This is a genomic window from Paenibacillus catalpae, from assembly GCF_900112695.1.
In the GTDB taxonomy this organism is placed as follows: Bacteria; Bacillota; Bacilli; order Paenibacillales; family Paenibacillaceae; genus Pristimantibacillus; species Pristimantibacillus catalpae.
Genome location: NZ_FOMT01000004.1, coordinates 749,491 through 763,407, shown reverse-complemented (window position 1 = coordinate 763,407; position 13,917 = coordinate 749,491). Strand labels below are relative to the sequence as shown.

At 50.2% G+C, this 13,917-nt stretch carries 10 protein-coding genes; 5 read left to right on the top strand and 5 right to left on the bottom strand.

Features of this window, described 5'->3' with window-relative positions; all coding sequences use genetic code 11:
* Window positions 1–201: 201 nt before the first annotated feature.
* A complete protein-coding gene (locus BM200_RS21185; protein ID WP_091188628.1) occupies window positions 202–1,404 on the bottom strand; it encodes an MFS transporter in 1,203 nt (400 codons plus the stop codon).
* 205 nt (window positions 1,405–1,609) lie between these two features.
* On the opposite strand from BM200_RS21185, the gene BM200_RS21180 reads away from it, so the two are divergent.
* Both BM200_RS21180 and BM200_RS21175 read left to right on the top strand, forming a co-directional pair.
* The gene (locus BM200_RS21180) at window positions 1,610–2,194 is read left to right on the top strand and encodes a TetR/AcrR family transcriptional regulator (protein WP_091188686.1); all 585 of its coding nucleotides are present in this window, start codon (window positions 1,610–1,612) and stop codon (window positions 2,192–2,194) included.
* 41 nt (window positions 2,195–2,235) lie between these two features.
* A complete protein-coding gene (locus tag BM200_RS21175) occupies window positions 2,236–2,478 on the top strand; it encodes a MerR family transcriptional regulator (RefSeq protein ID WP_091188627.1) in 243 nt (80 codons plus the stop codon).
* Between the two features lie 69 nt (window positions 2,479–2,547).
* Here the strand turns inward: BM200_RS21175 and aguB are convergent, their stop codons facing one another.
* A complete protein-coding gene (aguB, locus tag BM200_RS21170; RefSeq protein WP_091188626.1) occupies window positions 2,548–3,426 on the bottom strand; it encodes an N-carbamoylputrescine amidase in 879 nt (292 codons plus the stop codon).
* A gap of 40 nt (window positions 3,427–3,466) precedes the next feature.
* A complete protein-coding gene (locus BM200_RS21165) occupies window positions 3,467–4,501 on the bottom strand; it encodes an agmatine deiminase family protein (RefSeq protein ID WP_091188625.1) in 1,035 nt (344 codons plus the stop codon).
* A 365-nt stretch (window positions 4,502–4,866) separates the two neighbouring features.
* On the opposite strand from BM200_RS21165, the gene BM200_RS30660 reads away from it, so the two are divergent.
* A complete protein-coding gene (locus BM200_RS30660; protein WP_281248412.1) occupies window positions 4,867–4,992 on the top strand; it encodes a hypothetical protein in 126 nt (41 codons plus the stop codon).
* Window positions 4,993–5,086: 94 nt separating this feature from the next.
* Here BM200_RS30660 and BM200_RS21155 read toward each other — a convergent pair whose 3' ends face one another.
* Entirely contained in the window at window positions 5,087–5,482 is a 396-nt protein-coding gene (locus BM200_RS21155; RefSeq protein ID WP_091188685.1) for a VOC family protein, read from the bottom strand.
* A 125-nt stretch (window positions 5,483–5,607) separates the two neighbouring features.
* Between BM200_RS21155 and BM200_RS21150 the strand changes: the two genes are divergently transcribed.
* Both BM200_RS21150 and BM200_RS21145 read left to right on the top strand, forming a co-directional pair.
* On the top strand, window positions 5,608–6,252 hold the full coding sequence (locus BM200_RS21150) for a peptide-methionine (S)-S-oxide reductase MsrA (RefSeq protein ID WP_091188623.1): 645 nt from the start codon (window positions 5,608–5,610) through the stop codon (window positions 6,250–6,252).
* A 253-nt stretch (window positions 6,253–6,505) separates the two neighbouring features.
* The gene (locus BM200_RS21145) at window positions 6,506–9,751 is read left to right on the top strand and encodes a carbohydrate-binding protein (protein ID WP_091188622.1); all 3,246 of its coding nucleotides are present in this window, start codon (window positions 6,506–6,508) and stop codon (window positions 9,749–9,751) included.
* A gap of 86 nt (window positions 9,752–9,837) precedes the next feature.
* Here the strand turns inward: BM200_RS21145 and BM200_RS21140 are convergent, their stop codons facing one another.
* Window positions 9,838–13,764 (bottom strand): endo-1,4-beta-xylanase, encoded by a 3,927-nt coding sequence (locus BM200_RS21140; RefSeq protein WP_091188621.1) that lies wholly within the window; start codon window positions 13,762–13,764, stop codon window positions 9,838–9,840.
* Between the last annotated feature and the right edge of the window lie 153 nt (window positions 13,765–13,917).

Below are 13,917 nucleotides of genomic sequence, written 5' to 3'. Positions count from 1 at the left end.
CGCTTGCAAACAGCCGTAAGCTTCACCAATCACCTCCCGTCCCACAGCATATCAGCCGGGAAAGCAGTTCCGAAACAATCATTTGTTCATATCGGCCTTCAGCCGGGGCATTTCTGAGCTAATGATTATAGGACGATTGTGAAGACACTGGACATAGCAAAAAGAAAGACACCTTCTCGGGTGTCTTCCTTTAGCGCGATATCATGATTTAGTTTTCTTTTCTGTGGCGAAATATAGCAGAGCAAGGATGGGAAAGGCTATTCCAATCCATAAAGCTGTACTCCAGCCTCCTGATGCATAAGCCCATCCTCCTGCAGCCGATCCAATGGCGCCGCCAAAGAAGAAGATCGCCATAAACAATCCATTTAATCTGCTGCGGATTTCCGGACCTAATGAAAATATGGCACGCTGGCTGAGCACAAGATTGGCAGATACGCCGGCGTCGAGCAGAATGGCGGCTACGACTAGAATAAAGACTCCTGCAGGCGAGCTTGTTTGGAACAGGAGCGGGAGCAGCACCGAAACAATGGACGTTATGAGAGCTATAGCGGTAGCGGGTCTGGTCCAGCCGCGATCAGCTAACCGGCCGGCAACAGGCGCGGCAACCGCACCTGCAACGCCAACAAGGGCGTAGAGCGCAATAGCCTTTTGCGAGAAATGAAAGTCCGGGCCTGCTAACAATTGTGGAACCGTGGTCCAGAATAAGCTGAATGCCGCAAACAGGCTTGCATGATAAAGAGCTCGGCGGCGCAGGATTGGGGTAGTGCGCAGCAGATGCCACATGGAACCAAGCAGTGCGCCATAACTCGTGGTTGCCGTTGGTTTTCTTGCAGGCAGCACCTTTGCAAGTATAACTGCCAGGATAACGATAGCCGCAGAGGAAATGGCAAATATGGCATGCCAGCTCAAGATGTCAGCTACAAGGCTTGATAATGGCCGCGCTAGCATGATGCCCAGGAGCAGCCCGCTCATGACGTTGCCAACTACGCGTCCCCGCGAAGCATCGGATGCCAGATAGGAGGCAAAAGGGACAAGGACTTGTGCTGCGACCGAACCAAGCCCGATAACGAGTACAGCCGCCAAGAAAAGAAACGGTTGATGCGCTATTGCCGCAGTGGCCAAAGCAATGGCGGTGAGAAATAAGGCGGATACAACCAGCTTGCGGTTTTCAACAAGGTCACCCAAAGGTACGATAAACAGCAAGCCTACAACGTATCCGATCTGGGTTAGCGTTACGATCAAGCCGGCGCTGCCGGCGGACATCCCGATGGAAGAGCTGATTAACCCAACCAAGGGCTGCGCATAGTAAAGATTAGCAACAATGATTCCGCATGCGGCGGCGAGCAGCAACATTAACCAAGCCGGAATATTTTTCTCGATTGCTTGCCCATTGGAAGCATTCATAAATACCACTCCATTCTATTAAGTCATTTCTAAGCGAACTAATTACTAAACGGTGCGTTTACTATTTTATAATTAAATAATATACTGAACGTATCGTTTTGTAAATAGGCGAATTGTTTTTCCTTCGACCACCTTTTTTAGTATACTGAACGTATCGTTTTTATGATTATGTTCCAGATACAAGCGGGTGAAAGGGATGATTCCGGTGGAAGCTAAAAGAGGGCGGCCGCGTAATATGCAAACACAAAAGGCGATCCTTACCGCTTCTTATGATTTATTATTGGAAAGCGGCTTTGACACGGTCACCGTAGAAAAAATTGCCGAGCGTGCCAAGGTAAGTAAAGCCACGATCTATAAATGGTGGCCTAACAAGGCGGCCGTGGTCATGGACGGGTTCCTGTTTGCCGCGGCAGCCAGACTTCCCGTGCCTGACACGGGCGTGGCATTTGATGATATTGTTATTCATGCATCGAACTTAGTACGGTTTCTAACAAGCCCTGAGGGGAGAATCATCAAGGATTTAATCGGCGGGGGACAGTTTGATGCAGGACTGGCGGAGGCTATCCGAACCCGGTATATTGAGCCTCGCAGGCTGGAAGCGGGAAGTCTCCTGGAGAGAGGCGTTCAGCGCGGGGAATTGAGTAAGAATCTTGATATTGCCCTGGGCGTCGATCTGATATACGGACCGATCTTTTATCGATTGCTGATGACTGGCGGCACACTGGATGATTCCTATGTAAAGCAACTGGTGACAGTTGCATTAGAAGGAATTCACTCAAACATGCTATAATGAAGTATCCGATCGATTAGGAACAAGAGAGGAAACGATATATGAACGTTTTTGAAGACTGGAACCAGAAATTAAAAAGAGATTTCAACGCAACGAGCATTGTAGACGTCTTAACCGTCACAGAGGCAGGCAAGTTACTAGGTCTCTCCAAAGACCAAATGAAAGTATTTGTGGATAAAAACAATTTAACCAAAGTTCCCATCATGAGAAATATTCATAGATACCTGTTACTGAAGAGTGAAATCGACCAAATTGTCGAGAGCAGGGTCGTTTCATCGAGTTAAGTGGATAACAGAAGAAGGACCCGCAGGCTAATTTAGTTTAGCCTGCGGGTCCTTTTTTTAATACAATGCTTATTTTACCCGAATTTCGCCATCATAAGATGCGAGTACACCATACAGATCCGGACGGCGGTCACGGAAGATGCCCCACTCGATTCGCTGCGATTCCAGCTGATCGAGGTCGAATTCAGCCACGAGCACCCCGTGCTCGTCACGGCCAGCTTCTGCAATCATGTTGCCTTGCGGGCCGGCAATAAACGAAGAGCCGTAGAAGTTAATCGTCGAGTCTTCGTCGCCTTCTTCGCCGATACGGTTGGATGCGATGACCGGCATCAGGTTGCAGGCCGCATGGCCTCTCATGCACATCTGCCAGTGATCCTTCGAATCAATGCTGCCGTCCTGCGGCTCCGAGCCGATTGCTGTCGGGTAGAACAGCAGCTCCGCGCCCATAAGCGCCATGCTGCGTGCCGCTTCGGGATACCATTGATCCCAGCATACGCCGACGCCGATTTTGGCATACTTTGTTTTCCACACTTTAAAGCCTGTATCTCCTGGGTTGAAGTAGAATTTCTCCTCGTACCCGGGACCGTCCGGAATATGGCTCTTGCGGTATTTGCCAAGCACTTCGCCGTCAGCGTCAATAACTGCCAGCGAGTTGTAGCGTGCGTAGTTCTTCTTCTCGTAGAAGCTGATCGGAAGCACGACGCCAAGCTCTTTGGCAATGCCGCGGAAGTGGTTAATCGCTTTATTTTCCTCAAGCTCCGTGGCGTAGACGTAGTAATCTGCCTTCTCCTTCTGGCAGAAGTAAGGAGTCTCAAACAGCTCCTGCAGCAGAATAATTTGCGCGCCTTGTGCCGCCGCTTCGCGGACCAGTGCTTCCGCCTTGCGGATGTTCTCTTCTATATTGGTTGTGCAGCTCATTTGCGTGGCTGCTACTTTGACCGTTCTCATAGTTGTGCAAAGCCTCCTTGTAAGCTGATTAATTCATGATTTAAGCCCGGCGAGCCGGCATCTGCTGCGTTGTGCAATGCACATTGCCGCCTTCGCGAATAACTGCCATACCGTCAATCGGACGAATCCGGCGATCCGGGAATGCTGCTTGCAGCGTCTCGATCGCCTTGCGGTCAGCTTCCTCTGCCGCGCCGCCGAATACAGGCAGGATAATGCCGCCGTTAACGAAATAGAAGTTCAGATAGCTAAGCGTCAGACGAGTGTCCTCATATTCGGCGTAAGGCGGCTGTCCGATCTCGATAATCTCGAGCTTGCGGCCTTTTGCATCTACTGCTTCACTCAGGATGCGACGATTTTCTTGCGTGATCTCGTAGTTATCGTCGGATGGATCGTCGCATACTTGCAAAATAACCTTGCCAGGTGCTGCGAAGCACGCGATGTTGTCGACATGGCCGTCCGTTTCATCGCCGCTAAGTCCGCGCTTCAGCCATACGATAGTATCCACGTTTACGAATTCTTTTACATACGCTTCGATTTGCTCGCGGCTGAGCTCCGGATTGCGGTTCACGTTGAGCAGGCATTCTTCGGTTGTCAGCAGGGTGCCTTCACCGTCCGTATGGATAGATCCGCCTTCCATCACGAGAGGAGCATCAAACTTTTTGACGTCGACATGCTTCAAAATTTGCGGTGCTACTGCATCGTCCAAATCCCATGGCGAGTACTTGCCGCCCCATGCGTTAAACTTCCAGTTTACGCCCGCCAGCTCCCCGTCCGTACCTACGACAAACGTTGGGCCATTGTCGCGCAGCCAAGCATCATTATGCTCGACCGGCAGGCATTCCACTGCTGTATTGCCTGCGAACAGACCGCTGACCTTCTCCATATCCGCCGGATTAACGACAATCGTCACCGGCTCGAATTCTGCGATCGCAGTAACCAGCTCGGCATAGCCTGCGCTCACTTGCTCGTAGTGCTCCGGATATACCATGGAAGCTTGTACAGGCCAGGAGATGAAGGTGCGCTCATGCGGCGTCCATTCCGCCGGCATTGTATAGTTCAATTGTTTTGGATTCATATGGGGTAGTATTCCTCTCTTATCGTATGCACAATGTGTCTTATGCTTTTATGCTTCTAATCGGGCTTAAACCAACTCTTATCATATAACAAAAAGAAGGCCAGCTCAATTGCGAAGCGGGGAATTTACTGCCCTTTTCATGGCAATTTTCAGTCACCAAGCTTTCTTGCCGCTCTTAAGCAAGTGATCCATTAATTCCTCTGCGATCGGAATCCAGAACGAGTGGAATTGAATGATAGAAACAACACGGCAGGTGAAGAAAGAAGGAAACGCATCCTCGAGATGCTGGGCATTAACTACAATTGCGGGAAATCATTCATGCCGAAGAAAAGCGGGCCATTGGGGTGCTTATATCGGGGGAGAAATTGATCCGAAGCATCTTAGGGTGTATGCGCGCTCTGTTTACCCGCAAGCTGATCCAATGCTCGCAGACAACGATTGCTGTTGCGGATTCCTCCAAGATCGGCAAACGAACGGTTGCCAGCCTTTAGTTTAAAAGGGCTATCCCAAGTCATGTCATGACGACGGGACAGCCCTTTTTTTTGTGGCGTTAGCCGCACTGGATATCATGGGTCTTATTTCGCGTTATTTCGCGTTCTCATCCGGCTGGTGAACACCAAATACATTGCCTTCTGTATCGATGTAATAGCCTTGCCAAGCCATGCCTGGCAGCGCGTATTTCGGCAGGGCTACCGTGCCGCCAAGGCTAATGATTTTGGCTTCGGTTGCATCGTAGTCTTCCACGCCCATTGAACAAGAAAAGCCGTTTACCGGCTGGCCCGGCTGCGGAGGTGGTCCCATGCGTTTCACCAGCGCTCCGTTGATGCCCATCGCGTCGGCATCGCCTGTTGTGGCTCCGAAATAAGGCATGCCCGCGTATTCGCTCCAATCCTCGAACGTCCAGCCGAATACCTCGCCGTAAAACTTCTTTGCACGTTCCATGTCATCGACATGAACCTCGAAATGAACGACTTTTCCCATGATTACCTCCCAAATTTGGCCTTGCATACATGTTCTCCTATTAGGTTTGCCGTTCCTGCTTGAGATAAACGATTTACGGAAATTATAATGTATCGAGATAGTAAAGGTTAGAGGAGGGCAACAAGATGATCAACAACGCACCGGAAAATAACTTTCGTACAATTACGCTTGGCATGGGCTGTTATTGGAGTCCCGAAGCGCTGTTTGGCGCGGTGCCCGGCGTTATCCGGACTCGTGTCGGCTTTGCCGGCGGAACGTCCGAGGCGCCGACGTACCGCAGAATGGGCGACCACACCGAGACGGTTGAGCTGCAATTCGATCCTGCCCTGGTCACTTATGAAGAACTGCTGGAACTGTTCTGGAACAACCATAACCCCTATAACATCAATGGATACAAGGACAGGCAATATCAGTCGCTGTTGCTCTACCGTGACGGGAGCCAGGAGGAAGCATTCCGGAGGATTAAGAGCAGGATTGAGGCTGACAAGGGGAGTCTCGACACGGAGCTTTCGCCATATCAGAACTTTTATCCGGCAGAATCGAATCATCAGAAATATTATTTGAAAAGGTTCCCGGACGCTGTCCTGAAGCTAAGCACGCTCTATCCGACCGGCGAGGAACTGGAGAACGCGACCTTGGCGGCTCGGCTGAACGGAGTGGCGAAGGGGTTTCTCAATATGGAGCGGCTGCAGCATGAATTAGAGCAATGGCCAATCTCCGCAAGCGAGCGTACGGAGCTCATCTCCTTGATTCGACAAATTCGCTGGTAAGTAGTTCTTTCAACTTATATAATATAACATGATATATCAACATTCCTTAGTCTAAAGGATTTAATTCGTTCTGATATATTGACATAATATTAACCAAACATTATATTATTGAATGACTGAAGCCGATCGTATACTTGCATGCGAATCGGCTTTTCTTTTTCCAACTAAGTAGCTAATGCTTGCGAAGTAAGAATCATCACAAATGGCCAGCATAAGGCCATTTGCGTGACAATTCTTTTTAGGAGGAATGTTAATGTCTAGTAAGACCAGAAGAAGATCCAAGCTTATTGTTTTGCCTGTGGTTCTTGCACTCTCGATTAGTCCCTTATTTCCAAACGGAATACCTCGTGCCCATGCTTTTGAGGCGGCCGATGCGAAGACAGCAATCGAAGCCTACAATGATGCATTCTGGGATGCAAGCGCGAAGTATTTCTGGAAAACCTCCAATCATGACGGGTATCAGGACTTTTGGGTGGAAGCCGAGCTGTGGGAGCTTGTTATGGATGCCTACCTTGAGGCTACGGATCCGGCATTAAAAGCGGAGCTGCGGACCCAGATTGATGACGTATTCGACGGGGCTGTAGCCAAATACGGCCAGGACTGGACGAATAATACGTTTAACGATGACATTATGTGGTGGGCAATGGCAAGCGCAAGAGCTTATCAAATTACAAATGATGCGAAATACCTCGAGAGAGCGGAATATTATTTTAATTATGTCTATGATACGCAGTGGGATGACGAGTTTGCGGGCGGCGGCATTTGGTGGAAGAGTGATGACCGTACGACGAAGAACGCATGTATTAACTTCCCTGCTGCTGAAGCAGCTGTCTTCCTGTATAACGTCACCAACAACGAACGTTACCTGGATGCGGCCTCCAAAATTTATCGTTGGAGCAAAACGATGCTGACCGACGGCAACGGCAAAGTATTCGACCGTATTGAAACGCAAAACGGACCTATACAGGGTGCGACTCACTATAACCAAGGCACGTTTATTGGAGCAGCAGTAGGGCTCTATCAGGTTACGGGAGACATGACGTATTTGGATGATGCGCTTGAAGGTGCTACTTTCACGAGAGAGCAGCTGGTCGATGCCAATGGGCTGCTGCGCTATGAAGGTCCAAACGGGGATTTGAAGGGCGGAAAAACCATTCTCGTCCGTAATCTCGGCTATCTGCAGAAGGTGGTAAACGCAAGCAAGGAAAGCAAATACAAAACGTTTGCCGAGAGCTATAACGAATGGCTGGCGTTTAATACGGATATGGCATGGAGCCATCGAAATGCGGCCAACCTCGTCGACAGCAACTGGGCAGGGCAGCAATTGTCCGGAACCTTCGAATCATGGAGCTCTGCTGCAGCCGTGCAAGCGTTGACATCCCTTGAGCCGCAGGATGCGGAGCAGTTGGAATATGCCGTTAAGAGTCCTTATAACAAGCTCGAAGCGGAAAGCTTCAATATCGTCAATGGTCCAGGCTTGGAGGGCAGCATCGAAGGCTCGCTCCAGCTGGGCGGAATTCAGGATGGCAACTATGCTGCTTACAAAAATGTGGATTTTGGCTCGGGAGATGGTGCAAGCGGTTTCATAGCGCGGGCGTCAAGCGGTACCGGCGGCGGGCAGATCGAGGTCAGGCTGGATGCTTTGGACGGACCCAAAGTGGGAACTTTGAACGTCGAAGGCACAGGGGGCTGGAACAACTTTATCGATGCCGTTACGCTGCTGAAGGATGATCAAGGCCAGACGAGCCACGTGACAGGCGTGCATGATGTGTATCTGGTGTTTAAGAAAACCAATGACTCGTATTTGTTTAATCTGAACTGGTTCAAATTCACGAAGACGGATCCAACAAAGACGGATGCTTATGCCAAATTACAGGCGGAGAACTATGCAAGCAGCGATGGACTGAGCATGGACTCGACAGGCCAATTCGCGGACGGCATTCATAATAATGCTTATGCTTCCTACGAGGATATTGATTTTGGCTCGGGCGCTGCCGGCGTTACGGTACATGTCGCAAGCGGCAATAAGGGCGGCTCCATTGAAGTGAAGCTGGACGGCCTGGATGGGCCAACTGCCGGAGTCATCGAGATTCCCGCGTTCGGCAGCTGGAACGAATGGGTAGATGTGACCTCCATTATTGACGATTCGCTGGCTGTAGGCACGCATGACGTATATCTGATTTTCCATGGGGCTGACGGCAGTGACTACCCTTGCAATCTCGACTGGTTCACCTTCTCTACGATTAAAGGAAAAGCAAGGGATGCCTTCAGCAAGCTGGAGGCTGAAAATTTCACGAACAGCGTAAGCGTTGGTACGGAAAATGGCGGCAATCAGACGTACCTGGCTGGCGTATACGGTCCGAATAAACCGTATGCCATGTACAACTATATTGATTTTGGCGATGTCAGCCCTACACAATTCCACGTTCAGGCAGCCAGTGATACTAGCGGGGGAATCATTGAGGCGCGCATTGACGGCATCAACGGGCCTGTTATCGCAACGGCCGAAGTCAGCGGAACGGGCGGCTGGCAGACATTCCAGGTATTTGACGGTGAGATGACGGCCCCTGTAACAGGCAAGCATCTTGTCTACCTGCTGTTCAAGGGAAATGACTGGCTGTACAATTTCGACAAGTTTACCTTTGGCGATCCATCCGTGTTTACGGCACCAACTTTGCCGCCTGATCCCGTAGACGACGAAATTCCGCCGGGAGAGGTCGAGAACGTTCATTATACCCGGGATAACAGCGAGCTGACCGTGCATTGGGATGGCCCTTATGCGATAGACGGAGATGTCGTGCATCTTAAGCTGCAGCGTAACGGTCAGCAGGTTGGTGAAGTTGTTGAGGTGAAACGCGGCATCCAGAAGGCTGTACTGACCGGGATTGAAGCGGATCTGGACTATACTCTTGTAATCAGTGCTGCGGATAAGTCCGGCAACGAATCGGCAGGTGTAACAATCGCCATTCCGGCCGTTCCCGTCTATTCCTTAACAGCCAACGGCTCCAAACTGGCGGAAGGTGCGGTGCTCGAGGATGATGCAATCCTGCGCTTCCAGGCAGGAGACAGCAAGACTGCGATCCGATCGGCGAGTCTTACTTTCGACGGCAAGGTGTATGAAGGAGCAAAACTTAACATTGCGTTAGCCGGTCATTTGGGAGAGAAGACTGTCGTCATAGCGGTTGAAGATGCGGCAGGGAATAAGCTGCAGAAGACGATTCACATTCAGGTGAAGACAAGTATCCGAAGCATGAGCAATCTGGTTGACCTGTACAAAGCTTCGAACGACGTGAGCAAATCGCTGGCGGCGCAGCTTGTGGCCAGTCTGAAGCAGGCCCAGCAACACTTGGATAAAGGGAAGCGGGATCAAGCCATTAAGCATATGCAGGACTTCATCAAACAGTTGAATAAAGCGAACAAGAATAGCGTTACCGATCAAGCCAAAGCCATATTAAATAACGATGCAGAGGCGCTTATTGCAAGCTGGAAGAAGAAGTAGACTAAGCAATAGTTGAATGATGCAATGAAACATGAGAAGGAGGGGGCAGTCTGCCCCCTCCTTCTTATTTCTTGCTATCTGCTTCATTACAGTTTCCAAATCCGGTACAGAATTACCGCTGCTTCCGCACGGGTCAACTGATCGTTAGGGGCGAGCTTGCTCGCATTGCCGGTAACAACACCGGCTTTGACAAGTGCCGCTACGCTGTCTTGCGCATAACCGGCAACACTTGCTGCATCAGAGAACGTGTCCAGGGAACCGCCCGCTGGCAATTGAATGCCGACTACTTTCAGAGCACGCGTGGTCAGCACCATCATATCTTGACGGGTGATGCTGCTGCCTGGCTTAAAGGTGTTGTCCTCAAAGCCCGTTGCTATACCAAGCTCCTTGGCAACAGCCAGCTCACTATAATAGTACGCGTCAGCTGGAACATCGCTGAACATTGCAGCATCTGTGCCGCTGCCATGCAGCTCAAGCGCTCTTACAAGAAGGGCGATGAAATCTGCTCTCTTAATTGAAGCGGCAGGGGAGAAGGTATTCTCGCCTGTGCCTTTGATGACGCCGCGGGAGGCCATGGCGTCAATGGCTTCTTTGGCCCAAGGCACTTTAGCCAGATCTCCAAACGTCTTGAAGACGGATACGGCTGCATAGGTGCTGAAATGCGTCGTTTGGAAAATGACCGCACCGGTTGCCGCATCGTAACGGCTGTTTGGAACCGGAGTTGCTTTGCCGCTGCCATCGATATACCAGATCACGATATGCTCCGGATGCTTAAGCTCTTCCGCTGTTGGCGTGTACGGAATAGCTACCGTTACCGGTGCAGCCGGGTTGTTCCATGCGATCACATTGCCGCCTGCGACAAGGCTCAGATCGATAACAGGACGATTGCCGATTAGTTCACGGGTCGCTGCATCCAGGTTCTCGATGGAAGCTTTAGCTACACGGATGGATACCTGGTCCGCGGTAACATTTGTGTTAGAGAGCATATTGCTTGGAATTTGAACAAAAGCGTTGGCGATCTTTGCTGTTAAAACATAGCTGTCCGCGTTCTTTAAGCTTTGCGTTGGTAATTGAACGGCATACGAAGCTGCATTCCCTTGCAGCGGTACGTCGATGACAACTTGCTTCTTGCCGCCTGCTGCCGGAGTCGCTTGCTCGAGTGCTTTTTTCAGGTCCTCGCTTGTAACGGTGCCAACGGCATTGCCGTTTGTTGTTTTCACTTCTGGCTTCAGCGTTGTTGAACCGTCAGGGTTCTTCACAACGTTGCTAGTTTGCGGTAAGGAGCCGCCGCCGCTGCCAGAGCCAGAGCCGTTATCGTCTTTGCCGGAAAGGGTAAGCTCGCCGTATACCGAAGTATCCTGGTAACCGTTGCCGGTTGTATCGTTCCATGCGGCAACGCTGGTACGAGCACCGTCTGTCGCGTCATTGATCTGTACGTCAAAGCCAAGCTTCTTTTGATTAGCAGGTGTTACGGCTGTAAGTGGAATTTTAAGCTCAACCGTGTAGCTGGTTTCCGTTTTCTTGGTTTGCGATTCGAAGCCGGTTGCAATGCTTGTTGGGCTGAAGGATGTCTCGTTGTCGTAATTAATCCGATATTGGCCGTCATCGCTTTGATAGAAAGTTGTTTTTCCATTGTTTTGGTCAAGAAATACCTCTACCGAATCCTGTTCCCATGCATTTGCGTTTGCTTTATTAAGCTCAGAGTCGCTGACTTGAATCAGCACATACAGGTTATGATCATCCCAGAGTGCTTTGGCAGTGCCGTTTGCTCCTTGCCAAGCCATCTGGTAACGGTTAATTGACATTTCTTGTACGCCGCTCCAGATCGAATCCAAATTTCCGTCGATGACAGGTGTGCCGTATTTCGCCGTCGCCTGGTTAGCATCCTCCGTTTCAGGCGCATTTTCAGCTATAAAGGTATCTGGATCAATTACGCCGTAGTAAGCTGGTTTAGCCTGCAGATTCTTATCGAACAGGAGCGGATTATTCTCGGCTCTCCAGCTTGTATTGTCATCAAGGCCCCAGAACGTAACGCGTTCAATATGATCTGCATGTTCTTTGAGTATATTGAAGAGCTGTGCGTACAGATAGGCTTGAGCCGTAGCAAGGTTTTCTGGAAGCGTATAGTTGCTGCCAGCCGTGATGTCCAGCTCGCTAATGCTTACGGTTACGCCAAGCGATATAAATTTTTCCAGGGAGAGCTTCACATTCTCGGGGTTCGTGTTTACATTGTAATGCCCTTGCATACCAACGCCGTCAATCAGAAGCTTGCCTTCGTGTGCTGCCGCATAACGGTCATTGATATCTTTTACCATGTTGTAAATGGCTGTTGCTTTATTCTGGTTATCTTCGTTGTAATCGTTGTAATACAGCTTGATATCCCAGTCCGGATTCTCGTCGAGCACTTCTCTTGCGGCGAGGAACGCCTGCTCAACATAATCGGGTCCGATGGCATTATACCAAGGAGTTTGACGCAGGGATGCTTTATAATTCGATGGATTAGACGGATTATCGTTCATTGCTTCGTTCACAACATCCCAAGAGATCACTTTGTCGCCAAAATGCTCCATAACGGTCTTGATATGTGTTCTTAAGTTGACGAGAGCTTCCTCGCGTCCGAGCGGAACCGTGTTGTTGGAGGAATCTGTCGTTGTATTCTGCCATGCAGGAGACTGTTGATGCCAGACAAGTACGTGACCGTGCATTTGCATGCCTTCAGCAAGTACTTTGTCGACCATGGCATCCGCGGCTGTGAAAGTGAAGTTGTCTTTTGTTGGCTGCATCGCATCCGGCTTCATGGCATTGCCGGCGGTTACCACATCGTGGTGCATCTTCAGGAGTTCAAGCCTTGCGCCTTCCAGGTCTTCAGCCGTAATGGCATTTCCGATCAGGAAGTCGTCTTTGTATACCTCTTTAACTGGAGTGAGGTCCTTCTGAATGCCGACCGGACCGGAGCCCGTGCTCTCAAAGCTGATGTCGTCGATGTAGTAAGAAGCAGTGGCATTAGAGCTCTGTACATAAATGGTCAGATACTCGCCGCCTACGCTGTTATAACGGTAGGTGCCTTGGAGCTCAACCCATCCGTCGCTTGCGGAGATTGTTTTGCTTGCAAGGCTTGGATAGTTGGCGCTGCTGCCATCGCCAATCTGGGAGGCAAGCTCGAGCTTGGTGCTTGTTTCAGGCGACAGAAGCTTAACCCAAGCGGTTACTTTATACTCGAAGCCTTTGTTGACATATGGCTCTACGCGCAAGGAAGGGCCGTGCCAGCTTGTTGTTCTGCCTTCAACCTTCAAGGCATACGAACCGTCTGCTGTATGGTTAGCTTCATCCGTGACCGTGAGTGTTTCCGTCCCTGCACGGCCTGTAAATCCGCCGGCTGTTTGATCTTCAAAAGTAATCGCGTTAAAAGGCAAAGCCGGTGGTCTAGGCGGTTCTTCTTCACCACCGCCGCCCGTTGCGGTCTCGGTGATCAGGATATCGCCGATGTAGAACGGTACGGCTTTACCTTCCTCGCTGGATTGAACGCGCAGCTGCGTGCTGACGCTAGTATCCACGGTAAATTCTTTGGTTAAAGTGAAAGGGGCTCCTGCTGCGAAATTAGTTCCTGCGAGGAAGCCATAGCTATCACTATCCACGGCTTGCAAATAGGCTTGAGCCTCCGCAGGCACTGTCACGCCTTCGTCAACATAACCTTTTACGGTTGCGGTATACGTTTTTCCATTCTCGAGCCCAATGTCAGTGAATTTGAAATCTGCCGCATCCCAGCTGTCTTTCCGGTTGCTTACAGATAAAGCGCTTCCATCTTCATTGCCGTCAAATACCTTGCCCGTAACCTGCGTCAGACTGGCGCCGCCGGATTGGATTGCGACACCTTTATCGCTTGCGAAATCCTCATGATAAACAACAGTCGGTTCCGCATCTGCCGCTTCCGCAACGGGTGCAAGCCTGCCGATCGGGATAAGCAGCGCTGCTGCAAGCAGGATCGAGACGAGCTTTTTCAATGATCTACTCATTTATTGCATTCCCCTTCGAAAAGAATTTTTGGTGAAGCGCTTACAATATTGCTGGCGAATCCTCCTTTCCTAGAGAAAATTATAGCGTTTATTAAAAATTCTTTTACTACACGAATTAAATGACTTATTGTACTTTTTTAACATTCCGGCTAA